Origin of the sequence: Streptomyces sp. NPDC057743, assembly GCF_042798755.1 — a bacterium.
Taxonomy (GTDB): Bacteria; Actinomycetota; Actinomycetes; order Streptomycetales; family Streptomycetaceae; genus Streptomyces.
Genome location: NZ_JBHVJX010000008.1, coordinates 198,860 through 221,289 on the forward strand (window position 1 = coordinate 198,860; position 22,430 = coordinate 221,289).

The following is a 22,430-nucleotide window of genomic DNA, read 5'->3' on the forward strand; positions in this document are numbered from 1 at the left end:
CGACCGCGAGGGACCCGTGACCGCCACCCCGCACCCCGCCCGCCGCCTCCGCCCGGCCGCCTGGCTCACCGTCCTGGCCCTCGCCCTCACCGGCTGCGGCGCCCACGTGGCCACCGAGTCCGCCGGCACCGACGACCGCCCCGTCACCCTCACCAACTGCGGCACCCGCACCACCTACCCGCACCCCCCGCGCCGGGTGGTCACCAACGACGTCGGCATCACCGAGATCATGTTCGCGCTGGGCCTGGAGCACCGGATGGCCGGCTACGTCATGCCGGACGACAAGGGCGACCTGAGCAAGGTCCCCTGGAAGGCCGCCTACGACAAGGTTCCTTGGCTCTCCAAGAAGGCCGTCACCAAGGAGATCGCCCTGGACGCCAAGGCCGATCTGGTCTTCGCCGGCTGGAACTACGGCTTCGGTGAGGGCGACGGCCTCACCCCCGCCACACTGAAGAAGCTGGGCGTCGACTCCTACGTCCTGACCGAGTCCTGCCACAACGGCACCGATTCCGCCGCCCGCGGTGTGATGCCGCCCCTGGAGGCGCTCTACGCCGACCTGACCAACCTCGGCGAGCTCTTCCACGTCGAGGACCGCGCCCAAGCCCTCATCCGCACCTACCGCAAGCAGGTCGCCGACGCCGCGGCCCACGCCCCGGCCCACCGCCCCACCGTCTTCCTCTACGACTCCGGCCAGGACAAGCCGATGACCGCCGGCGCGTACGCCGCCGCGCACGACATCATCACCAAGGCCGGCGGCGACAACGTCATGAAGGACGTCAAGGACTCCTGGACCACCGTCGGCTGGGAGACCGTCGTCGCCCGCGACCCCGACGTCATCGTCGTCAACAACTACGGCGACACCACCGCCGCGCAGAAGAAGGCGTTCCTGGAGTCCTACGCCCCGCTCGCCAACGTCTCCGCGGTCAGGCACCACCGCATCTACGTCATGGACTACGCCGAACTCGTCGAGAGCCCCCGCAACCCCACCGCCATCGCCGACCTCGCCCGTTACCTCCGAGGAGTGCACGCCGACTGACCGCCCTCCTACACTGGCCATGTGGTGACCACCGACTGGCAGAGCGACCTCCGCAGGCGCGGCTACCGCCTGACCCCGCAGCGGCAACTGGTGCTGGAAGCGGTCGACAGGCTGGAGCACGCCACCCCGGACGACATCCTCACCGAGGTGCGCAAGACCGCCGGCGGCATCAACATCTCCACCGTCTACCGCACGCTGGAGCTGCTGGAGGAGCTGGAGCTGGTCAGCCACGCCCACCTCGGCCACGGCGCGCCCACCTACCACCTCGCCGACCGCCACCACCACATCCACCTGGTGTGCCGGGACTGCACCGACGTGATCGAGGCGGACCTGTCGGTGGCCGCGCCGTTCACCGCCACCCTGCGCGAGCAGTTCGGCTTCGACACCGACCTGAAGCACTTCGCGATCTTCGGCCGGTGTGCGTCCTGCACCCGGGGGACCGGGCCGGGCGGCCGGGACGCCGAGGGAAGCGGGTAGCTCCGCGGCCACTGGTCGTAGGCTGGGCCCATGCTGCGACATTCATCCGCCAGCCCCCTGCTGTCGCTGCCCGGCGCCGTCCCCGCCGAGGCCCCCGACGAAGGGGTCGCCGCGCACTACGGTGACCTGTTCCGGGAGCAACGCGCGCTCGCCGACGGCTCCGGCTTCGTGGACCTCTCGCACCGCGGCGTGGTCACCGTCAGCGGCCCCGAGCGGCTGAGCTGGCTGCACCTGCTGCTGACCCAGCACGTCAGCGAACTCCCGCCCGGCCAGGCCACCGAGGCGCTGGTCCTCTCCGCGCACGGCCACGTCGAGCACGCGCTCTACCTCGTCGACGACGGCGAGACGACGTGGCTGCACACCGAGCCCGGCAAGCAGGAGGCGCTGATCGCCTACCTGGAGAGCATGAAGTTCTTCTACCGGGTCGAGGTCGCCGACCGCACCGACGCGTTCGCCGTCGTCCACCTCCCGGCCGGCTCCATCGCCGAGGCCCCCGAGGGCACCGTCGTCCGGGAGACCCCGCACGGCCGCGATCTGTTCCTCCCCCGCGCCGAGTTGGAGTCGTTCGCGGCGGAGCACGGGCCGGCGATCGGCGTGCTGGCCCTGGAGGCGCTGCGCGTCGAGGCGCACCGCCCGCGGCTGGGGCTGGAGACCGACCACCGCACCATCCCGCACGAGGTCGGCTGGATCGGCGGCGCGGTCCACCTCCAGAAGGGCTGCTACCGCGGCCAGGAGACCGTCGCCCGGGTCCAGAACCTCGGCAAGCCGCCGCGCCGCCTGGTCTTCCTGCACCTCGACGGCAGCGAGGTGCACCTGCCCCCGCACGGCACGCCGGTCCGCCTGGCCGCCGACGGCCCGGAGGGCCGCCAGCTGGGCTTCATCACCACCTCGGCCCGCCACCACGAGCTCGGCCCGATCGCCCTGGCCCTGGTCAAGCGCAACGTCCCCACCGACGCCCCGCTGATCGCGGGCGACACCGCGGCGGCCCAGGAGGTCGTCGTCGAGCCGTGAGGGAGCACGGTGCGGCGGGGCCGGGCCGGCTGGTCGGGCCCCGCCGTGCGGTGCCACACCCGCGAGCGTGCGACCGCGCCGCGCGGGTGCGACCGCGCCGCGCGGGGTAGTCCCGCCGGGTGCGTGGATCCGCGGGTCCCGCGGGGAATTCCCGCCCCGGCGCGGCGCGTTGAGGCCCCGCAGGGGGCGCTCGCAACCCCTAGGGGAAGTGTTCCCCTCGCCCCTAAGGCCCGCCGGCCCCGGGCCTCAGACCTCCAGCAGGACGGTGAACGGTCCGTCGTTGGTGAGCGACACCTTCATGTCCGCGCCGAAGCGGCCGGTCTCGACCTTGGCGCCCAGCGTGCGCAGTTGGGCCACCACCTCGTCGACCAACGGTTCGGCGACCGGGCCCGGCGCAGCGGCGCTCCAGGTGGGACGACGGCCCTTGCGCGCGTCACCGTAGAGAGTGAACTGGCTGATCACCAGCAGCGGTGCGGCACTGTCCGAACAGGACTTCTCGTCCTGGAGGATCCGCACCGACCACAGCTTCCGCGCGAGCTGTGCGGCCTTCTCCGGAGTGTCGTCGTGGGTGACGCCCACCAGCGCGCACAGCCCTTCCCCGACGATCTCCCCGACCGTCTCGCCCGCCACGTCGACGCGTGCGCCGTTCACCCTCTGCACCACAGCTCGCATACCCGCCATGATGCCGGGCCGCCGCGCCGCCCGAAGCCGGTACCCCCACAAGGGCCGTTCGCGTGCCGTGTCCCCTGCACACGGACCGCGCAGAGTGGCACGATGCGTGCACGCGGTGCGTTTCACGGACACATGCCCTGGATGCGGCACCGGTACGAGGGGACGGAACGATTCATGACGACACTCGGCGCCGGACAGACACCCGGCCCCGTGCCAGCCGCCCGGACGGCACCGGCAGGCAGCCCGCCGCCGGCGCTCCCCACCCCACCGTCCGGTCGTACGAGACCCGCCCCGGAGTCCCCCACCGCCCCGGAGGCCCCGCACGCGCTGACCACCACCACCCCGGCACCGGCTCCCACCGAGCCCGCCCGTACCAAGGACGACGACCCCATGCTCCAGGCCGGCCAGGCAGCACCCACCGCCCGCCCCCCGCAGCAGCGCGACCGCTTCTGCCCGGCCGGCTCCCGTGAGGTGTCCGGGCTGAGCCTGCCCGAGCTGCGGGTGGTGCGCCGTGACTGCCAGCAGGAGGAGGCCGACCTCAGCTATCTGCGCCGTCTCCTCCAGGGGCGGATCGACATTCTCCGCGCCGAGATCGCCCGCCGCACCGGGGCCCACTCGGCGCTGCTGGACCGGCTGCCGGAGATCCTCACCGACCTGCCGTCCCGCCAGCGCTCGTCGGCCCGGCACGTGACGCTGGGCACCCCGCACAGCGAGGAGTGCCGCCGGCTCGCCGACGAGATGCTCGGCGAGGTGGAGCTCTCGGACCTCACGGCCCGTACGGACGAGGAGTTGCAGGACGCGATGGGGCGGCTGATCCGTCACGAGCGGGGGATCTCGCAGCGCCGGCAGTCCCTGCAGCGCACCACCGACGATTGCAGTGCGGAAATCGCCCGCAGGTACCGTGAAGGCGAAGCGCAAGTAGACGACCTGCTGTCCTGATCGGCCACAAGCCGCCTCCGGGGCCGCGGGTCCCGTCCCCGGAAGGCCGGCCGTGACCCCGTCGAAGTCCTCCTCCTCGCCCACCCCGATACCCGAGCAGTCGCCGTCCGCGGCGGCGGCGACGCCCTCGGGGCCGTCGCCGGTGCTCGCCGAGGTCGTCCGGTCCGGTTTCGTCGAGGGGCGGCACCGGGGCTCGCTGGTGGTGCTGGCCGCCGACGGGAGCGTGGAGCGGGCGCTCGGCGACGTCGACGCCCCGGTCTTCCCCCGCTCCACCAACAAGCCGATGCAGGCCGCCGCGATCCTGCGGGCCGGCCTGGAGCTGACCGGTGAGCGGCTGGCGCTGGCCGCGGCCAGCCACTCCGGCGAGGGCTTCCACCTCGATCTGGTCCGGACCATGCTCGCCGAGCACGGATTGACCGCCGAGCAGCTCCAGACGCCGCCGGACCTGCCGCTGGACCCGGAGGAGGCCGAGCACTACCTCGCCGCCGGCAACGTCCGCGACCGGCTCACCATGAACTGCTCCGGCAAGCACACCGCGATGCTCGCCGCCTGCGCGCTCAACGACTGGCCGCTGGCGACGTACCTGGAGCAGGACCACCCGCTCCAGCAGCTCATCCTCGACGTGGTGCGCACGGCGGGCGGCGAGGACGTCGCCCACATCGGCACCGACGGCTGCGGCGCCCCGCTGATGTCGCTCTCGCTGACGGGGCTGGCGCGGGCCTACCGCCACTTCGTGCTGGCCGAGCCGGGCACGCCGGAGCGGCGGGTGGCGGACGCGATGCGGGCGCACCCGGAGTACGTCGCCGGTACCCGCCGGCCCGACACCTGGCTGATGCAGGCGCTGCCCGGCACGCTGTCCAAGATGGGCGCCGAGGCGGTGCAGGCGCTGGCGCTGCCCGACGGCCGGGCGCTGGCCTTCAAGATCGACGACGGGGCGACCCGGACGCTGGGGCCGGTGCTGGCCCGGGTCCTGCGCGAGTTGGGCGTGGACGACCCGGTGCTCGCGCGCATCGAGGACGTGCCGCTGCACGGCGGCGGCAGCCGGGTGGGCGAGATCCGCGCGGCGTTCTGACCGGACCCGTAGGGGGTTCCCGGCGGGGTGGGCCTCCGCCGGGCCCCGTCGGCGGGGACGCCCCGGTGACTCCTGCGGAATCCGGGCCCCCGCATCCGTCACGCGCGGGGCCGGGTAAATCTAGAGTGGCGGTGAGCCGCAACACATGCGCGCTCACCACCCACCACAGCAGGAGGCCGGCCACCATGAGCGACGCGCATTCCCCGCAGCAGGGCCCCGAGGGGGTCGAGCACGCGCACGACCCCGAGGTGCTCCAGCTCGCGGCCAAGGTGTTCGACCTGGCGCGCCACGGTGACACCGACACCGTCGCCGCCTACGTCGACGCGGGCGTGCCCGCCAACCTGACGAACGACAAGGGCGACTCCCTCGTGATGCTGGCCGCCTACCACGGCCACCCGACGACAGTGGAGGCCCTGTTGCAGCGCGGCGGCGACGCCGACCGCCCCAACGACCGGGGCCAAACCCCCATCGCCGGCGCGGTGTTCAAGGGGGAGGACGAGGTCGTCAAGGTCCTGCTGGCGCACGGCGCGGACCCGGCGGCCGGCACGCCGTCGGCGATCGAGACGGCCCGGATGTTCCAGAAGACGGAGCTGCTGAAGCTGTTCGGCGCTCAGTGACGGGCGGGGGCGCTGACGACCGGCGGTGCCGGGGGCGGGCCGCACCCCGCCCCTCCGCCACTTGACCTCAAGTTTGGTCGAGGTTCTAGCGTCTGGGGCGTCACACCCGCTCCGTCACGAAGGGCCTTTCATGTCCGCAGAGCGCTTCACCCTCGCCGTCCTCGTCGGCAGCACCCGCGAGGGCCGGTTCGCCCCGGTCATCACCGAGTGGTTCACCCGGCACGTCGCCACCTCGCACCCGCACCTCCTCCTCGACGTCATCGACCTGGACGCCGTCCGCCCGTACGAACTGCGGCCCGGCAGCGAGGAGTTCCTCGCCTACGCCAAGCGCGTCGAGCAGGCGGACGCGTTCGTCGTGATCACGCCGGAGTACAACCACTCGTTCCCGGCCCCGCTCAAGCACGCCATCGACCTGCTGCGCTCCGAGTGGCAGGCCAAGCCGGTCGGCTTCGTCTCGTACGGCGGGATCTCCGGCGGCCTGCGGGCGGTCGAGCAACTTCGGCTGGTCTTCGCGGAGTTGCACGCCACGACGGTCCGCGAGACGGTCAGCTTCGCGCTCACCGCCGGCCCCTTCGACGACGAGGGGAAGCTGCACGACCCGGTCCCGCCCGCCCAGGCCGCCGATGCCCTGCTGCGCCAACTCGGCTGGTGGGCCGTGGCGCTGCGGGAGGCGCGCACCGCCCGCCCGTACGGCAACTGAGCCGCCCCGCACCCGCTCGTGATCGTCGATACTTGACGCACGAACGGGTGCGGGGAACGCGAGGGGAACGGCATGGGCGGGCGCACGGGGCCCTACGAGTGCGGGCTGGACGCCGCGGTGGACGTCATCAGCGGCAAGTGGAAGGTGCTGTTGCTGTGGGCGCTCGCCCAGGGGCCCCGGCGGTTCGGTCAGCTGCGCCGCGAGCTGCCGGGAATCAGCGAGAAGGTACTGGCCCAGCAGCTCCGCGAGTTGGAGGCCGACGGCATCGTCGACCGGCGGGTGTTCGACCAGGTGCCGCCGAGGGTCGAGTACGCACTGACCGGGCTGGGCGCGTCGCTCAACGAGGCGCTGGCCCCGCTGGGCGCCTGGGGGCGCGCCAACATGGCCCACCTGGAGGCCACTTGGAACCAGCGGCATCCGGATGCCGGGTGATCCAGGGGACGCCTGGTGATCCGGGGAGCGTCGGGCCGCCCGTACTGACCCCGGGTCACGCCCCGTCCCCCGGGGCGGTGGACTCCGCGGCGCCCTCCTGGATCGCCCAGCCGTTGCCGTCGGGGTCGTCGAAGTAGACGAAGGAGTTCCAGGCCCCGCCGGGGCCGTCAGCCAGCGCGCCGTCCGCCACGTGCTGCACGGGCCCGACGGGCACCCCGCGGGCCAGCAACTCGCCGCGGGCCGCGACCACATCGGGCACCACCAACTGCACGCCCTGCACCGAGCCGGGGCGCACCCGGGTCACCCCGTCGCCGGCGCCGAGCACGATCGAGCAGTGTGAGCCGGGCGGGGTGAGCTGGACGATGCGCACGCCGTCGCCGAGGCGGAGGTCGTGATCGACGGTGAACCCCACCTGCTCGCTGTAGAACCGCTTGGCGCGCTCCACGTCGCGCACCGGGATCGGCACCAGTTCCAGCTTCCACCGCATGGCTCGCCGCCCTCGGGTCTCACCGGTCGTCGCCGCGGGGCGGTCGGCCCGCCGCCGGGGCGGGCGGGGCGCCTGGCCCGCTCACTTCGCAGTCTAGGGAGGGTGCGGTGGGGGCGCCTGTTGCGCAGGGGCGGGCGTCCGTTGCGCGCGGGTCGGGGGCCTGGTTGTGCGCGGATCGGGGCCTGGTTGCGCACCGGGCATTGACGGAGTGAGCACTCACTCCGTAACGTGAACGGCATGACGAAACCTTCAACTCCCTTAGTGGAGAAGCCTTCTCGCCGTCGCGCTCCCGCTATGAGCGTCGAGCAGCGCCGGGCGATGATCGTCGCGGCCGCGCTGCCGCTGGTCGCCGAGCACGGGACGGCCGTCACCACCAGCCAGATCGCCCGCGCCGCCGGGATCGGCGAGGGCACCGTCTTCCGTGCGTTCAAGGACAAGGACGCGCTGCTGGACGCCTGCCTGGCCGAGGCCGCGGGCGTCGACCACGTACTGCGCGAACTGGCCTCGATCCCGCTCGACGAACCGCTGAACGCGCGGCTCGCCGAGGCCGCCGAGGCCCTCTACGCCCACATGGAGCGCATGGGGACCGTGCTGCGGAGCCTCTATGCCACCGGGCACCGCGGCGACGGCGGGTGGCCGGGCCGGGCGCGGGCGGGCGGCGAGCCGCCGGAGGACGGGCGGGCCCGGTCCTTCGCCGCGCTGCGGGAGGCCGTGGCGGAGCTGATCGAGCCGGACCGGGAGGCGCTGCGGCTGAGCCCCGAGCGGGTGGCCGCCGCCTTCCTGGGCCTGCTCTTCAGCCGGCTGCCCTCGCCGGCCGACCCGGCCGATGCGCCGCTCGCCCCCGAAGAACTGATCTCCGTGCTGCTGCACGGCACCCTTACCGAGCCGGGGAGCGCCTGATGCCCGTCACCCTCAACCACACCATCGTCCCGGCGACCGACCACCGCGCGGCGGCCCGCTTCTTCGCCTCGGTCATGGGCCTGGCCGAGCTGCCGCCGGCCGGCCGGAACGGGCACTTCGCCCCGGTCCGGGTGAACGGGACGCTCACCCTGGACTTCATGGCCGTCCCGGACCCCGAGGGCCACCACCTGGCCTTCGACGTCGACCCGGAGACCTTCGACGGCATCCTCGCCCGCCTCCGCTCGGCCGGCGTCCCCTACGGCAACGACCCGGGCCACCCGGACAACGGCAGCATCGACCATCCGCTGTGCCCCCGTGGGCTGTTCTTCGTCGACGCCGACCGCAATCTCTACGAGGTGATGTCGCCGGCGTGAGCCGGGGCGGCGGCCGGCCGGTGCCCGCGGCGCCGGCCGGCCGTGCCCGTGGGTCACTTGCTGACGTAGGTCATGTTCACCGCGTCGTAGCGGGTGCCGGCGACCTGGCCCACGGGGGCCGTGGCGTCGATGGCGGCGAGCTCCTCGGTGGAGAGGGTCACCTCCAGCGCCGCGAGGTTCTCCGCCAGGTACTTCTCGCGGCGGGTGCCGGGAATCGGGACGACGTCGTCGCCGCGGTGCTGCACCCAGGCCAGCGCCAACTGGCCGGTGGTGACGCCCTTTTCGGCGGCGAGCTCCTCCAACTTGGCCACGATCGCGAGGTTCCGTTCGAGGTTGCCGTCGGCGAAGCGGGGCTGGGTGCGGCGCAGATCGGACTCCGGCAGGCCCTCGACGGAGGTGTAACGCCCCGTCAGGAAGCCGCGGCCGAGCGGGGAGAACGGGACCAGGCCGATGCCCAGTTCGCGGCAGAGCGGCGCGATCTCCGGCTCCAGGTCGCGGGTCCACAGCGACCACTCGCTCTGCAGCGCGGCGATCGGGTGGACCGCGTGGGCCCGCCGGATGGTCTCCGCGCCCGCCTCGGACAGGCCGAGGTGGCGCACCTTGCCCGCCGCGACCAGCTCCGCCATCGCGCCGACGGTCTCCTCGATGGGGACGTCGGGGTCGACGCGGTGCTGGTAGTAGAGGTCGATGTGGTCGACGCCGAGGCGGCGCAGCGAGGCGTCGCACGCCTGGCGGACGTAGGCGGCGTCGCCGCGGATCTGGGTGGGCTCGCCGAGCCGGTTGGCGAAGCCGAACTTGGTGGCCAGCACCACCTCGTCGCGCCGGCCGGCGATCGCCTTGCCGATCAACTCCTCGTTGTGGCCGGCGCCGTAGAAGTCGGAGGTGTCCAGCAGGGAGACGCCGAGGTCGAGCGCGCGGTGGAGGGTGGCGATCGACTGGTTGTCGTCCGAGGCGCCGTAGCCGTGGCTCATCCCCATGCAGCCGAGGCCCTGCGCGGACACCGCGAGGCCGCCGAGGTGGCGGGTGGGAATCTCGGTCATGCTGCTACCTCCTGGGACGTACACGAACGGAACGGGCGGGGCGGCCGCGGCCGGCCCGGGGACCGTGGTCCCGCAACCCGCCTCAGACGGTAGGAGTTGGAGTGCGCTCCAAGTCAACCGATCCGCGAAGGCGACAGATCTTCGAAGGCAACCGGTCTGCGAAGGCAACCGGACTTCGCCGTCAACCGGGGCTTCGCCGTCAACCGGGCTTCGCGCGGTGGCACTTCGCGGGCGGTGGGCATCCGCGCCCGCCCGCCCGGCGCCGGCAGGTGTCGTCAGATGCCGCCAAAGGTCGTCGGAGGTCGCCAGAGGCCGTCAGGTGGCGTCGCGCGCTATGGCGCGCAGGGCCCGGCAGTGCGCGGCGAAGGCCGCCCGGCCGTCCGAGGTGAGGGCGAGCCAGGTGCGCGGGCGCTTGCCGATGTACCCCTTGGTGACCGCGACATAGCCGGCCTTCTCCAGCGTGGCGACCTGCCGCGAGAGGACCGAGTCGCTGACCTCGACGGTATCGCGCACGAACGCGAACTCGGCCTTCTCGGCGGCCGCCAGGGTCGCCACGATGGAGAAGCGGACGGGGGCGTGGATGACCTCGTCCAGCCCGTGACGCGGATGGCTGCCGGCGCGCGGGGCGGCGCCGCCGGGGGACTTGGGGTCCTCCGGCGCCGCGCGCACCGCGCTCGCCTCGCCGGTCGTCCCGAGAGTGGTCTCGCGGGTGGTCTCGCGCTGCTCCGTCACCGGCGGGCCTCCAGATAGCCGCCTATCAGCCCGGGCAGGGCGACCACCACCGCGCCCGGCACCCACCAGGCGGCCACGCCCGGGAAGAAGATGATGCCGAGCGCCAGCACTGCGGCGTACAACAGCCCCCAGGTGCCGATCATGATGCCGTGCCGGATGCCGAACCCTCGGCGGGAGACGGGCTGTCGCGCCGCATAGACCGAGAGCCAGGACACCACAGCCACCAGAAGTCCGGTGCCGACCGCCACTCCGTACGGGGCCTTCAGCACACCGATCGCGAACACCGCCAGGCCGGTCACACCACCGAAGACGAACTGATACCGCACGTACCACCGCGTGCCCTTGCGGACCGTGGATCCCAACTGCGCCGCGCGGGCCAGCGCGGCCGCGGCGTCGTTGGACGCGTAATCCCCCATGACACTCCCCCTCATCACTCATGTCGTCGCTCATGCTTTCGACACTCACCATGCTGACAAGAACTTTCCAAACTGGCAAGTACTTTCCGGCACTTGATGCGCGGGCAGGGGCGGGCGGACTCCGCCCGGGACCCTCGACGAGCGCGCCGGGACGCTCACCAGGTCGGGTACTGTGGCCCCGCCACCGGCGCGCACCGTCGCGCCGGAGCGTGCCCGCCCGTGCCGCACCAAGGAGGTGAGACCGATTCCCCGCCAGTCCAGGCAGGTGCTCCCGTCTCGCGTCCGTGCGTCCACCGGCTCCAGGTGACCGCCCGACATCCGTGACTCGGGACGCGCCGCACGGCATCCCGAAAGGCTCACCGCCATGCCGTCCCACCAGCCCCACCAGTCCCACCCGTCACCCCGGACCACCGCCGCACCGCAGGCCCCGGTGGTCATCTCCCGTCTCCGCGCCGCCGGTTGCGTCTTCGCCGAGGACGAGGCCGCGCTGCTGATCAACACCGCCCGCACCCCGGCCGACCTCGCCGCCATGGTGGAGCGGCGGGTGTCCGGCCACCCCCTGGAACACGTCCTCGGCTGGGCCGAGTTCGGCGGTCTGCGGATCGCGGTGGGCCCGGGGGTCTTCGTGCCGCGCCGGCGCACCGAGTTCCTGCTGGACCAGGCCGTCGCCCTCGGGCGCCGGGCCGCCGGGCGGACCGGCCGGCGCCCCGTGGCGGTCGATCTGTGCTGCGGCTCCGGCGCCGTGGGGGCCGCCCTGGCCGCCGCGCTGGGCGAGGTCGAACTGCACGCCGCCGACATCGAACCGGCCGCGGTGCGCTGCGCCCGCCGCAACGTGGCCGCCGCCGGCGGCGGCCTGGTCTACGAGGGCGACCTGTTCGCCCCGCTCCCCGCCCAACTCCAGGGGCGGATCGACGTCTTGACGGCCAACATCCCCTACGTGCCCACCGAGGAGGTCGGGCTGCTGCCGCCGGAGGCCCGCGAGTACGAGCCGCTGGTGGCGCTCGACGGCGGCGCGGACGGGCTCGACGTGCTGCGGCGGGTGACCGCGGCCGCGCCCCGATGGCTGGCGCCGGGCGGCCACCTCCTGGTGGAGACCGGCGAACGCCAGGCGGCCCGGGCGGTGCGGACCTTCCGGCAGAGCGGGCTGCTCCCCCAAGTGGCCACCTCCGACGAGCTCTTCGCCACCGTCGTCATCGGCACCCGCCCGGCCGGCCCCGGGAGCGCCACGGCTCCGTAGCGGGTAACTCCCTCGCCGTTGTCAGTGGGTCGCCGTACGGTGGGCACATGGCTTCGATGAGCTATGACCGCCACTGTGCCGAAATCGTCGCCCAGACCGCCCTGTTGAGCACCCGTCTGTCCGACGCCGACCTCTCGGCGCCGGTGCCCACCTGCCCCGGCTGGACGCTCGCCCAGTTGGTGCGCCACCTCGGCGGTGCGCACCGCTGGGTCGACACCATCGTCCGGACCAGGGCCACCGACCCGGTCCCCGACGACCTGGTCAACGACGTCACCGGCTATGCCGATGTGGACGCGGCCGCGCTCGGCGCCTGGCTCACCGAGGGCGCCGAGCAGTTGGCCGACGTCCTGCGCACCACCGGGCCCGACACCGCGGTCTGGACGGTGGCCCCGGGCGGCACGCCGGCCTTCTGGGCCCGCCGGATGACCCACGAGACGGTGGTGCACCGCGCGGACGCCGCCTTCGCCACCGCCCGGTCCCCCGCCGGCCCGGCCCCGGCCAACCGCCCGTTCGCCGTCGTCGAGGACGTCGCCCTCGACGCCCTGGACGAGTGGATGTCCTTCGGCTCACTGCCGGTGGTGCTCGAACCCAGGCCGCGGATATGCGCGTTCATGGGCGCCGGCCACAGCCTGAGGTTCCAGGCCACCGACGCCACCCCCGAGGCCGCGGCGGACTGGCTGATCGGCCTGGAGGCCGACGCGCTCACCTGGCACCGCCCGCCCGCCGGCACCCTCGCCACGCAGGCCACCACCACCGTCCGCGGCGCCCTGAGCGACCTCCTGCTGCTCGTCTACGGCCGCCTCCCCACCCGCGGCCCGATCCCCGGTCCGGTCGGCGCACACACCGGCCCGGTCGAGATCACCGGCGACCTCGACCTCCTCGACGCCTGGCTGGACGCCGTCAGCTTCTGGCTCAAGGAGTAGGAGGAGAAGGGTAATTACGCAGCCCGGCGCCCCTCCGGGGGCGGTGTCGGTCGCCGCGCCCGCCCGGGCTCTCTCACCGGATGACGTGCGGCAGGAAGCGGGCGTAGCCGTCGGTGACCAGGCCGGCCGACTCTCGGATGCCGAGCCCGGCCGGCTCGCCGTCGACCACCCAGGCGCCGAGCACCACCCGGTTGCCGTCGAAGTCGGGCAGCGGGGCCAACGCCTGGTAGCAGCAGGGCCCTTCGGGCCGGACCGGGTCGGCTCCCGGTGGGTGGACGGTGACGCCCTCGCCCTCCCTGCCCAGCAGGGGCTTGGCGACGTAACCGGGGCCGGCGGGCAGGTCGCGGGGGCCGTCCAGGTAGGCGGGCAGCAGGTTGGGGTGGTCGGGGAAGAGCTCCCAAAGGACGGCCAGCAGCGCCTTGTTGGAGAGCAGCATCTTCCAGGCGGGCTCGATCCACAGGGTGGTGCCGGTGGCGCCGCCGTTGTCGAGGGTGTCCAGGACGTGCGGGCCGAAGGCGTCGGTGGTCAGCCACTCCCAGGGGTAGAGCTTGAAGCAGGCCCGGACGAAGCGCAGCCGCTGGTCGACGAAGCGGCCGGAGAGCGGGTCCCAGCCGATCTCCTCCATGGCGATGGCCTCGGTCTCAAGGCCCGCCTGTTCGGCCGTCTCGCGCAGGTAGGCGACGGTCATCAGGTCCTCGCCGAGCTCGTCGTCGGCCGAGTGCGCGAAGTGCAGCGGGGCGCCGGGAGGCAGCAGCGCGGCCTGCCGCTGCCAGGCGGCGACCAGCCGCTCGTGCAGCGAGTTCCACTGGTCGGCGGCCGGGAACCGGTCCTCCATCCAGAACCACTGCGGGCTGGCGGCCTCCACCAGGGAGGTGGGGGTGTCGGCGTTGTACTCCAGCAGCTTGGCCGGGCCACGGCCGTCGTAGCGCAGGTCGAAACGGCCGTAGAGGGAGGGGAGTTCGGCGCGGCGGCGCCATGCCTCGGCGACCCGGGCGGCCACCCGGGGGTCGGTGATGCCGAGGTCGGCGAGCCGGTCGTGGGCGACGAGGTGCTCGGCGGCGGCCAGGCACATGCCGTGCAGCTCCGCGACGACCTCCTCCAGCCCCTCGACCTCGTCGGCCGTGAAGGAGTAGTAGGCGCTCTCGTCCCAGTAGGGGCGCAGCGAGTCGTCCGGGTAACGGGTGAGCGGGTAGATCAACCCCTGGGCCTCGACGGTGGCCTGCCAGTCGGGGCGGGGCTCGATGGTGTGGCGGCGCATCACGCGGTCAGCCGCCGGAGGAGCCGGACCGGGAGCCGAAGCCACCGCGGGTGACGGCGGTGCTCTTGTCGAACGAGCCGCCCTTGACATAGCGGCCGGAGCTGCCGGAGCCGTAGTACCAGCGGCCGCTCGTGGTACTGCCGGGCGCCGCGCTCCCCTTGCACCGCGCCGGGCTGACCACGCGGTAACCCTGGGCCGCGTCATAACTGTTCGGGTCCACGCAGCGCTTGTCCGGCTCCGAGGCGCAGGAGGTGAGGGCGGCGGCGAGCGTCCCCATGCCGCCGAGGATGACGGTGCCGGAGCGCAGCCGCCGCCGTATCGGGTTCGAGTCCGCCTTGTGCGCCATGATGGCCACCCCCGTCTGTCGCTGTCGAACGATCGTGCCCGTCCACCCTAGGTGGCCGCCCTCCGCTCCCGTAGGGCGGCCGGGCGGCGGCGCCGGCCGCCCGGCCCGCTCACGGCGCGACAACCGGTTCGACCCCGGTCAACGCGCAACTGGACGCCCAGAGTTGGGCGGCGACCTCGGTGTCGACCAGATTGCGCCACCGCGGCTCGCTGCGCGGCCGGCCGCGCAGGCCGAGGACCCGAGGTCCCCACAACTGCCCGCCGCGCACGCCCGGATCGAGCACCGCGCGCACCGCCGGCCACGCCCCGGCGTCCTTGCCCTGGAGGACGGCGGCCGCGGGCAGCCCGCCCAGCCAGGCGCCGACGGTCCGGACGTGCACCGGAGGGCGGCCGGGGGTGCGGGAGTCGAGGGCGCCGCCCGGATGGACCACCACGCTCGCCACCGGGCTGCCGGCGGCCCGCAGCCGACGGTCCAGTTCGAACCCGAAGTGCATCTGCGCCAGTTTGGACCGTCCGTAGGTGCGCTTGGCCCGGTAGTCGCGCCGGGACTCCAGGTCGTCCAGGTCCAGTTGCTCGGTCTTGGCCGCGAAGCTCCCCATGGTCACCACGCGGCCCGCCGGCGCGGTCGACAGCAGCGGCAGCAGCCACCGGGTCAGCGCGAAGTGCCCGAGGTGGTTGGTGCCGAACATCAACTCATGGCCGTCGCCGGTCTCTTGGCGCGCCGGCCCGTCGAGCGCGACGCCGGCGTTGTGGACCACCGCGTCGAGGCGCGTCACCTCCAGGGACTCCACCGCGCCCCGGAGGGAGGCGAGGTCGGCGAGGTCCATCCGGACGGCCCGCACCCGCGCACCGGGGACCCGGGCACGCAGCACCCCCAGGGCGTCCTCGGCCCGCGCCGGGTTCCGGCTCCCCAGGATGACCTCGGCCCCGGTCGCGGCGAGCTGCTCGGCGACGAAGTACCCGATGCCCGCGTTGCCGCCGGTGACCAGGAAGGTGCTGCCGTCGGCGGACGGCAACCGGTGGACGTCCCAGCGCGGGACGGAGGGCACGGACGGCACAGACGACATGCGGGGCTCCCTTATGGCACGAGGCACGACGAGCAGAACGCCGGGACGACGGGCCGGCCATGACGCACGCCCTGCCGCCCCGCCCCCGGTCCCCGCCCACGATCGCAGTGACCGCCAACACCCCACCGACGGACCGCCGACGCCCCACCGACAGCACCCGCCCACCACGTCACGGCCGCCGCGCACGAGGGCGCCACGCGGGCCTCGATCGAAGAGGACGCCCCCGCCAAGACCGCGTCACTCTTGCTAGCACTTGCTTGCAAGAGTTAGCGCTACCGTGCAGTATCGAGTCATGGCATCACTCAATGTCGGCAATCTCGGCGAGTTCCTGCGGGAGCAGCGGCGCACCGCGCAGCTCAGCCTGCGGCAGCTCGCGGATGCCGCGGGGGTGTCCAACCCGTACCTCAGCCAGATCGAGCGCGGGCTGCGCAAGCCGAGCGCGGAGATCCTCCAGCAGTTGGCCAAGGCGCTGCGGATATCCGCCGAGACGCTGTACGTCCAGGCCGGAATCCTGGACGAGCGGCGGGCCCCGGACGGCGCCGGGGTGCAGACCGCGATACTCACCGACCCGTCGCTGAACGAGCGGCAGAAGCAGGTCCTGCTGCAGATCTACGAGTCCTTCCGCAAGGAGAACGGGCTCGGCGGTGCCGCGGCCGACGGCGGTCCGCACCGGGCCGGCGACGGGTCCGAGGACGGGGGCCGCCCCCATGAGACAGAGGCCGACGGCGGCCCGCACGCCACCTGAGCAACCCCATCGTTTCCAGGAGGAACCACGTCATGGCCATCACCACCGATGACGTCCGCAAGGCCCTGACCGACGCGACCCCGCTGTACGCCCTGGCCGGTACCGCCGACCTGGCCGCCGAGAAGCTGGGCGAGGTGCCGCAGCTGGTCGAGAAGATCAAGGCCGAGGCGCCCAAGCGCTTCGACGCCGTCCGCAGCACCGACCCCAAGGACATCCAGGCCGTAGTCACTAAGCAGGCCAAGGAGGCCCAGGAGTGGCTGACCCAGCTGCTGGGGTCGCTGGACGGGGATGTGAAGAAGGTCCGCGACCAGGCGCAGGAGCTGGCGCTGCGCGGTGTCGGCCGGGCCGCCGAGGTCGCCGTGCAGGCCCGCGAGACCTACGACGAGCTGGCCGAGCGCGGCCGCGGCGCGGTGCAGAACTGGCGCGGCGGCGCCGCCGAGCAAGTCGAGGAGCTGGCGGTGGCGATCGAGCCGCAGCCGGCCAAGGAGAGCGCGGGCGAGGGCGCGGGCAGCGGCCGCGCCAAGACCGTTCCGGCCAACGGGGCCCCCGCCCAGACGAAGGCCACCGCCTCCACCGAGCCCAAGACCGCCACGGCGAAGAAGCCGGCCGCGCCGCGCAAGCCCGCCGCGGGCCCGGCGAAGAAGAGCACCCCGCCGTCGGCGAAGTGAGCCACCGGTGAGCGGTGATCCATCGGCGGGCCGGGCACTGTTCACGTGCCCGGCCCGTTGTCCGGGTACGGTGGGGCGGAAAGGGCCGCACGGACCGAGATGACAGACCGAGTTTCCTGGGTGAACGGCTAACGGGTGGTGGACGGCGTGCTGATTTACGGGTTTCAGAGCGTACTGAGCTGGGTTCAGCTCGCTCTCGGCGTGTATGCCGCCGTGATGCTCGTCGATGCGGCCACCCGCCGCGAGGCCGCCTACCGCGCGGCGGACAAGAACAACAAGGCGATGTGGCTGGTCTTCCTCGGGATCGCCACGGCGCTGCTGTTCCTGCTGCCGCTGCTGTCGTTCCTGCCGATCATCGGCGTGATCGCGGTGATCGTCTACACCGTCGACGTCCGCCCGGCGCTGCGCGCGGTGGGCGGCGGCGGCCGAGGCTTCCGCAAGGGCTCCAGCTCGGACGGGCCGTACGGGCCGTACAACGGCGGCCGCTGAGCCCGGGCGGGCCCGACGGCACCCTGGGAGACCGGGGAGACCCGCCGGCTACCGCCGGTCCAGCAACAGCACCGCCACGTCGTCGGTGAGCTCCCCGCCGTTGAGCGCGCGCACCTCGCGCACCGATGCCTCCAGCAGCTCCTCGCCCTGGAGACCGCTGGCCATCTGGCGGGTGACGAGTGCGGTCATGCCCTCCTGGCCCAGGCGCCGGGTGCCCTCGCCGATCCGGCCCTCGATCAGGCCGTCCGTGTACATCAGCAGGCTCCAGGCGGCGCCCAACTCGACCTGGCGGCGCGGCCAGCGGGCCTGCGGCAGCAGCCCGAGCGCCGGGCCGCCGAACTCGTACGGCAGCAGCTCCGGCTGCTGCCCGGCGCGGGCCAGCAGGGGCGCGGGGTGGCCGGCCAGGCAGACCCCGGCCCGGTGGCCGTCCTCGGAGATGTCGACGGTGCACAGCGTCGCGAAGATCTCGTCGTCGGGGCGCTCGTTCTCCAGCACCTTCTGGAGCGTGGCCAGCAGCTCGTCGCCGTAGAGCCCGGCGAAGGTCAACGCCCGCCAGGCGATGCGCAGTTCGACGCCGAGCGCGGCCTCGTCGGGGCCGTGGCCGCAGACGTCGCCGATCATCGCGTGCACGGTGCCGTCCGGGGTGCGGACGGTGTCGTAGAAGTCGCCGCCGAGCAGGGCGCGGCTGCGGCCGGGCCGGTAGCAGGCGGCGAAGCGCAGTTCCGAGCCGTCGAGCAGCGGGGTGGGCAGCAGGCCGCGCTCCAGGCGGGCGTTCTCCTGGGCGCGCAGCCGGGACTCGGTGAGCTGGCGCTGGGCGAGGTCGGCGCGCTTGCGCTCCACGGCGTAGCGGACCGCGCGGCTGAGCACCTTGCCGTCCAACTCGTCGCGGAAGAGGTAGTCCTGGGCGCCCACCCGCACCGCGTCGGCGGCCCGCTCGGCGTCCGTCTCGCAGGTCAGGACGAGGACGGCCTGCGCGGGGGCCATGCGCAAGACGGCGCGGACGGCGGCGAGTTCGTCGCCGGAGCCGCCGGCGCGGGTCCCGTCGCGCTCCTCGCGGCCGGCCGGTTCGGCCGGGGTGAGGTCGAGCAGGATGCAGTCCACGTCGTCGGTGAGCAGCCGCTCGGCCTCGGTGAGGTTGCGGGCGGTGCGCAGCCGGACCTTGCGGCCGGCCCAGTCCCACATCTCCGGGACGTGGTTGTTCGGGTCCTCGCCGATGAGGAGCAGCGTCAGCCCGTGGGCGGGCGGCTCGGGCGCCGGCTCCATGGCGGCGACGGGCTCGACCTCGGGGTCGGGCGGTGTGGCGGAGGACACGGTCTCGGCCCCGGTGGTGGGCGCATGGCCGTTCACCTGGTGGGCAGCCTTCCGGCCGGCCGGAAGGCGAGGGTCCGCGGCGGGCCGCGGCAGCCCGGCCTCCGGGAGGTCCCGGGGCAACGGGGCGGAACCGACGGGCCCGTGGGGCGCGTCCTGCGGAGCGGGGGAAGCCCCGGAGCAGCCCCCGTGCGCGGGCACGCCGGCGGCGGCCGCGCGGGTCTCCGCGCAGCCTGCGTTCACCGGTCCTGCCTGGTGCGGCAGCACGGCCGTCCGCGGGCGCGGTACGGGTACGGGCATGGGTCTGCTTCCTTCCCTCCCCCCGAGGGGTGCGGTAGCGCACCGTCCGGCGCACCACCGTGCCCGGCTCGACCCCGCTCGTCGGTCAGCTGAGCAGGGCGCTACCGGGCATCGAATGGCGACCATAGCGTCCGGAGCACCGGGCGCGGAATGCCCTTTGGCACGCGGCCTTCGTCATATGCCAACGCCGATATGGCACTTCACCTGGGGAGCCCGGCACGCGGAATGACGAACATCACCCCACCCGAGCGCAATCCGCTACCGCTTCGCTACGGAAAGCCAGCCCCGCGCCACCGCGACCGATCCCGGAGAAATTGCCCCATCCGGTCGCCCGTTGACTTCCGGTAACGCCGTCGATTCCGCCCGTACGACGGGTAACGCGGGGCGGAACGCGTAACGGACGCCACACGGAACGCGGTGTGGAACGCACCGTCGAACGCGCACAGAAAAGGGGGCAATCGACGGTAAGCGGGCGACCAGGGGCGGCCGGAGAATGTCCGGAATCATTCCGTGCCGCCCGGCCCGCCCGGTCAGCCGGCCCGCTCACCGTCCGGCCGGACCACCCCCAGGATCGGCATCGAGCCGGCGCCGGTGATGGTCACCTGCCGGCCGGGGCGCGGGGCGTGCACGATCGCGCCGTCGCCGAGGTACATCCCGACGTGACTGGCGTCCGAGAAATAGATGATGAGGTCGCCCGGGCGCATCTCCTTGAGCGGCACCCGGGGCAGTTGTCGCCATTGCTCCTGCGAGGTGCGCGGAATGGTCCGGCCGGCGGCCTGCCAGGCCCGCAGGGTGAGCCCGGAGCAGTCGAAGGTGTTGGGGCCCACCGCGCCCCAGACGTATTCCTTGCCGATCTGCGAAGTGGCGTAGGAAATCGCCTTCTTGCCCTGCTCGGAGGCTTTTCCGCGGATATCCCGGAGCGCGCCGGAGTCGAGCCATTTCTGCTGGGTCAGCAGCGCCTGGTCGTCCTCCAGTTTCCGCAGCCGGTCCTTTTCCTTGGCGGCCAGCCGGGATTCCAGCGCTTTCGCCGCGTCGATCTTGTCGTTGATCTGCTTCCGGGCGGCGTCCTTCTTCCGGCGATCGGCCTCCAGTTGCTCCCAGCGGTGGCTGGCGTCCTGGGCGTAGCCGTCCAAGTCACTCTTGAGGTGCGTGAGTTGGCCGATCACGCCCTTGATCGCCTGCTGCCCCTTGCGGACCAGGTCGGCATTGGCCAGAAACGCCTCGGGATCGGTGTTGAGCACCAGCTTCGCCTCGGGGGGAATGCCGCCCGCCCGGTACTGCGCGCTGGCCAGCGCCCCGGCCTGCCGCTTGAGGGTGGCCAGCCGGCCCTGCGCGGCGACGATGGTGCGGGCCAGCTCGACGATCTTCTTCTGCTGGAGCTGGACCTGCTCCTCGGCGGCGTTGTACGCGTCGGTGGCCCGCTCCGCCGTGCGGTAGAGCCCCTCGATCTCCTTGCGCACCTCGTCGAGAGGGCGCGCCCCGCCGTCGGGCGGCGGTGTCGGGGCGGGCCTGTGCTGCGCCGCCGTCGCCGTCCCGCCGAGCAGCCCCGTCGCACAGAGCACGACCGCGGTACAGACCGCCAACCGGCCGCCCCGTGGGCCACGTAGCCCCCGTGCGTCCCGCTCCCCCACCACGTCCCGAACGCCCCTTTGTGCCCCCTGGCTCCCCACCGGTCACCTCCGGCTCCATCCGCACCGATTCGTGTGCGCGCTTCGGCGCGGATGCTGCCATGCCGACCGGTAAACCGACAGAGCGACGGGCCGTTTCGTCGGAAGACGGGCGCCCGCGCCCCGAACGCGGCGCTTTGGGGCGGCACTTCACGACCGGGCGGGCGTCCCGGAGCCGGCCCTCACGCCGGCCCGCGCCGCACGCAGCCGACGGCCGAGGTTCACCGTGCGTTCACTCCGCTCCATCGGCCGCTTCACCTGATCTGCCTAATTTCGGCCGTACCGAGTGCGCGGTGCGCCGGCAGGCGACGGCACCGCCCACCACGCCACCACCCGCACGCCGAGGAAACGGCGCGCACCAGGAAGGAACTCTCGACAGTGAAGCAGCTTCAGCGCAAAAACCGGGTTCGCGCCCTCGCCGTTGGCGCTCTCGCCGTCTCCGGTGCCCTGGCCCTTTCCGCGTGCGGCTCCGACAACACCAGCGGTGGGAGCGGCGGTAGCGGCAGCTCCGCCAAGGCGGCCAACATCAAGTGCGAGGGCAAGGGCAAGCTGCTCGCCTCCGGCTCCTCGGCACAGAAGAACGCCATGGACGTCTGGGTGCAGAACTACGCCGGCGCCTGCCAGGGCACCGAGATCAACTACCAGCCCACCGGCTCCGGCGCCGGCATCACCACCTTCCTCCAGGGCCAGACCGCGTTCGCCGGCTCCGACTCCCCGTTGAAGCCCGAGGAGATCACCAAGTCGAAGTCCGTCTGCAAGGGCGGCCAGGCGATCGACCTGCCGATGGTCGGCGGCCCGATCGCGGTCGGCTACAACGTCCCCGGCGTCGACAACCTCGTCCTGGACGCGCCCACCCTGGCGAAGATCTTCGACTCGCAGATCTCCAACTGGAACGACCCGGCGATCAAGAAGCTCAACCCGGGCGCCAAGCTGCCGGACCTGAAGATCCAGGCGTTCCACCGCTCCGACGACTCCGGCACCACCGACAACTTCACCAAGTACCTCAAGGGCGCCTCCGGCGGCGCCTGGAAGCACGAGCCGGGCAAGAAGTGGGAGGGCAGCGGCGGCCAGGCGGCGTCCGGTTCGGCCGGCGTCTCCTCGCAGGTCAAGCAGACCAGCGGCGCGATCTCCTACTTCGAGCTGTCCTACGCCACCGCCGGCAAGATCCCCACGGTCAAGATCAACACCGGCGCCAAGGCCCCGGTCGAGGCCACCGTCGACAACGCCTCCAAGGCGATCGCCGCGGCCAAGCCGGCCGGCCAGGGCAACGACCTGGCGCTCAAGTTGGACTACACCACCAAGGCCGAGGGCGCCTACCCGATCACCCTGGTGACCAACGAGATCGTCTGCGACAAGGGCAACAAGGCCGACACCCTGCCGGCCACCAAGTCCTTCCTCACCTACATCTCCAGCAAGGACGGCCAGGACGCCCTCAAGGCCCTCGGCTACGCCCCGCTCCCGACCGAGATCGCCGACAAGGTCAGCAAGACCGTCGCCACGCTCTCCTGACCCACCGGG

26 protein-coding genes are annotated in these 22,430 nt (G+C 73.1%); 16 read left to right on the forward strand and 10 right to left on the reverse strand.

Translation table 11 applies throughout. The annotated features are described in order from the left end of the window. The first annotated feature begins 16 nt into the window (after positions 1 to 16). From ACFVFQ_RS11980 to ACFVFQ_RS11990, 3 genes are read left to right on the forward strand one after another with little or no spacing between them, the layout of a single operon-like run. Positions 17 to 1,036: an ABC transporter substrate-binding protein gene (locus ACFVFQ_RS11980; protein ID WP_383412920.1), complete on the forward strand. Its 1,020-nt coding sequence runs from the start codon at positions 17 to 19 to the stop codon at positions 1,034 to 1,036. 21 nt (positions 1,037 to 1,057) lie between these two features. After that, complete coding sequence (locus ACFVFQ_RS11985) at positions 1,058 to 1,513, forward strand: Fur family transcriptional regulator (RefSeq protein ID WP_383412923.1); 456 nt, start codon at positions 1,058 to 1,060, stop codon at positions 1,511 to 1,513. A 30-nt stretch (positions 1,514 to 1,543) separates the two neighbouring features. Continuing rightward, a complete protein-coding gene (locus tag ACFVFQ_RS11990) occupies positions 1,544 to 2,524 on the forward strand; it encodes a YgfZ/GcvT domain-containing protein (protein WP_383412927.1) in 981 nt (326 codons plus the stop codon). A gap of 246 nt (positions 2,525 to 2,770) precedes the next feature. On the opposite strand, the gene dtd is transcribed toward ACFVFQ_RS11990, so the two are convergent. After that, positions 2,771 to 3,196 (reverse strand): D-aminoacyl-tRNA deacylase, encoded by a 426-nt coding sequence (gene dtd, locus ACFVFQ_RS11995; RefSeq protein WP_383412930.1) that lies wholly within the window; start codon positions 3,194 to 3,196, stop codon positions 2,771 to 2,773. A 174-nt stretch (positions 3,197 to 3,370) separates the two neighbouring features. Between dtd and ACFVFQ_RS12000 the strand changes: the two genes are divergently transcribed. From ACFVFQ_RS12000 to ACFVFQ_RS12020, 5 genes are all read left to right on the forward strand, one after another. After that, a complete protein-coding gene (locus tag ACFVFQ_RS12000) occupies positions 3,371 to 4,135 on the forward strand; it encodes an ABC transporter substrate-binding protein (protein WP_383412933.1) in 765 nt (254 codons plus the stop codon). 88 nt (positions 4,136 to 4,223) lie between these two features. Continuing rightward, the gene (locus tag ACFVFQ_RS12005; RefSeq protein ID WP_383413116.1) at positions 4,224 to 5,207 is read left to right on the forward strand and encodes an asparaginase; all 984 of its coding nucleotides are present in this window, start codon (positions 4,224 to 4,226) and stop codon (positions 5,205 to 5,207) included. Between the two features lie 185 nt (positions 5,208 to 5,392). Continuing rightward, a complete protein-coding gene (locus ACFVFQ_RS12010) occupies positions 5,393 to 5,824 on the forward strand; it encodes an ankyrin repeat domain-containing protein (RefSeq protein WP_383412936.1) in 432 nt (143 codons plus the stop codon). A gap of 130 nt (positions 5,825 to 5,954) precedes the next feature. Next, entirely contained in the window at positions 5,955 to 6,524 is a 570-nt protein-coding gene (locus ACFVFQ_RS12015) for an NADPH-dependent FMN reductase (RefSeq protein ID WP_383412939.1), read from the forward strand. 72 nt (positions 6,525 to 6,596) lie between these two features. Further along, positions 6,597 to 6,956 carry a winged helix-turn-helix transcriptional regulator gene (locus ACFVFQ_RS12020; RefSeq protein ID WP_383412942.1) on the forward strand — a complete coding sequence of 120 codons (360 nt, stop codon included), beginning with the start codon at positions 6,597 to 6,599 and terminating at the stop codon, positions 6,954 to 6,956. 55 nt (positions 6,957 to 7,011) lie between these two features. Here ACFVFQ_RS12020 and ACFVFQ_RS12025 read toward each other — a convergent pair whose 3' ends face one another. Beyond that, positions 7,012 to 7,443, reverse strand: coding sequence for a VOC family protein (locus ACFVFQ_RS12025; RefSeq protein WP_383412945.1), 432 nt, complete (start codon positions 7,441 to 7,443; stop codon positions 7,012 to 7,014). Between the two features lie 294 nt (positions 7,444 to 7,737). Between ACFVFQ_RS12025 and ACFVFQ_RS12030 the strand changes: the two genes are divergently transcribed. Beyond that, the gene (locus tag ACFVFQ_RS12030; RefSeq protein WP_383412948.1) at positions 7,738 to 8,343 is read left to right on the forward strand and encodes a TetR/AcrR family transcriptional regulator; all 606 of its coding nucleotides are present in this window, start codon (positions 7,738 to 7,740) and stop codon (positions 8,341 to 8,343) included. Next, positions 8,343 to 8,717 carry a VOC family protein gene (locus ACFVFQ_RS12035; RefSeq protein WP_383412951.1) on the forward strand — a complete coding sequence of 125 codons (375 nt, stop codon included), beginning with the start codon at positions 8,343 to 8,345 and terminating at the stop codon, positions 8,715 to 8,717. Before ACFVFQ_RS12030 ends, ACFVFQ_RS12035 begins: the two co-directional genes overlap by 1 nt. A gap of 53 nt (positions 8,718 to 8,770) precedes the next feature. Here the strand turns inward: ACFVFQ_RS12035 and ACFVFQ_RS12040 are convergent, their stop codons facing one another. From ACFVFQ_RS12040 to ACFVFQ_RS12050, 3 genes are all read right to left on the reverse strand, one after another. After that, positions 8,771 to 9,757: an aldo/keto reductase gene (locus ACFVFQ_RS12040; protein WP_383412954.1), complete on the reverse strand. Its 987-nt coding sequence runs from the start codon at positions 9,755 to 9,757 to the stop codon at positions 8,771 to 8,773. 315 nt (positions 9,758 to 10,072) lie between these two features. Then, on the reverse strand, positions 10,073 to 10,426 hold the full coding sequence (locus ACFVFQ_RS12045; RefSeq protein ID WP_383413119.1) for a winged helix-turn-helix domain-containing protein: 354 nt from the start codon (positions 10,424 to 10,426) through the stop codon (positions 10,073 to 10,075). 59 nt (positions 10,427 to 10,485) lie between these two features. Continuing rightward, entirely contained in the window at positions 10,486 to 10,905 is a 420-nt protein-coding gene (locus tag ACFVFQ_RS12050) for a hypothetical protein (protein WP_383412957.1), read from the reverse strand. Positions 10,906 to 11,269: 364 nt separating this feature from the next. Here ACFVFQ_RS12050 and ACFVFQ_RS12055 point away from each other — a divergent pair, with 364 nt between their 5' ends. Both ACFVFQ_RS12055 and ACFVFQ_RS12060 read left to right on the forward strand, forming a co-directional pair. Further along, positions 11,270 to 12,142, forward strand: coding sequence for a putative protein N(5)-glutamine methyltransferase (locus ACFVFQ_RS12055; protein ID WP_383412960.1), 873 nt, complete (start codon positions 11,270 to 11,272; stop codon positions 12,140 to 12,142). 47 nt (positions 12,143 to 12,189) lie between these two features. After that, positions 12,190 to 13,065 (forward strand): maleylpyruvate isomerase N-terminal domain-containing protein, encoded by an 876-nt coding sequence (locus ACFVFQ_RS12060; protein ID WP_383412963.1) that lies wholly within the window; start codon positions 12,190 to 12,192, stop codon positions 13,063 to 13,065. A gap of 73 nt (positions 13,066 to 13,138) precedes the next feature. Here ACFVFQ_RS12060 and ACFVFQ_RS12065 read toward each other — a convergent pair whose 3' ends face one another. From ACFVFQ_RS12065 to ACFVFQ_RS12075, 3 genes are all read right to left on the reverse strand, one after another. Beyond that, positions 13,139 to 14,323 (reverse strand): glutathionylspermidine synthase family protein, encoded by a 1,185-nt coding sequence (locus tag ACFVFQ_RS12065; protein WP_383412966.1) that lies wholly within the window; start codon positions 14,321 to 14,323, stop codon positions 13,139 to 13,141. 7 nt (positions 14,324 to 14,330) lie between these two features. After that, entirely contained in the window at positions 14,331 to 14,669 is a 339-nt protein-coding gene (locus tag ACFVFQ_RS12070) for a hypothetical protein (protein ID WP_383412968.1), read from the reverse strand. 109 nt (positions 14,670 to 14,778) lie between these two features. Further along, the gene (locus tag ACFVFQ_RS12075; RefSeq protein WP_383412971.1) at positions 14,779 to 15,735 is read right to left on the reverse strand and encodes an SDR family NAD(P)-dependent oxidoreductase; all 957 of its coding nucleotides are present in this window, start codon (positions 15,733 to 15,735) and stop codon (positions 14,779 to 14,781) included. Between the two features lie 292 nt (positions 15,736 to 16,027). Here ACFVFQ_RS12075 and ACFVFQ_RS12080 point away from each other — a divergent pair, with 292 nt between their 5' ends. From ACFVFQ_RS12080 to ACFVFQ_RS12090, 3 genes are all read left to right on the forward strand, one after another. Next, a complete protein-coding gene (locus ACFVFQ_RS12080; protein WP_383412974.1) occupies positions 16,028 to 16,480 on the forward strand; it encodes a helix-turn-helix domain-containing protein in 453 nt (150 codons plus the stop codon). Positions 16,481 to 16,512: 32 nt separating this feature from the next. Continuing rightward, positions 16,513 to 17,148, forward strand: coding sequence for a hypothetical protein (locus ACFVFQ_RS12085; RefSeq protein ID WP_383412977.1), 636 nt, complete (start codon positions 16,513 to 16,515; stop codon positions 17,146 to 17,148). Positions 17,149 to 17,295: 147 nt separating this feature from the next. Continuing rightward, positions 17,296 to 17,637, forward strand: a complete 342-nt coding sequence (locus ACFVFQ_RS12090) for a DUF2516 family protein (protein WP_383412980.1) — start codon at positions 17,296 to 17,298, stop codon at positions 17,635 to 17,637. Between the two features lie 48 nt (positions 17,638 to 17,685). Here ACFVFQ_RS12090 and ACFVFQ_RS12095 read toward each other — a convergent pair whose 3' ends face one another. Both ACFVFQ_RS12095 and ACFVFQ_RS12100 read right to left on the reverse strand, forming a co-directional pair. Beyond that, positions 17,686 to 19,245, reverse strand: a complete 1,560-nt coding sequence (locus ACFVFQ_RS12095; RefSeq protein ID WP_383412983.1) for a SpoIIE family protein phosphatase — start codon at positions 19,243 to 19,245, stop codon at positions 17,686 to 17,688. A 530-nt stretch (positions 19,246 to 19,775) separates the two neighbouring features. Continuing rightward, complete coding sequence (locus tag ACFVFQ_RS12100) at positions 19,776 to 20,807, reverse strand: NlpC/P60 family protein (RefSeq protein ID WP_383412985.1); 1,032 nt, start codon at positions 20,805 to 20,807, stop codon at positions 19,776 to 19,778. A gap of 483 nt (positions 20,808 to 21,290) precedes the next feature. On the opposite strand from ACFVFQ_RS12100, the gene pstS reads away from it, so the two are divergent. Continuing rightward, complete coding sequence (gene pstS, locus ACFVFQ_RS12105; protein ID WP_383412988.1) at positions 21,291 to 22,421, forward strand: phosphate ABC transporter substrate-binding protein PstS; 1,131 nt, start codon at positions 21,291 to 21,293, stop codon at positions 22,419 to 22,421. Positions 22,422 to 22,430 lie beyond the last annotated feature (9 nt).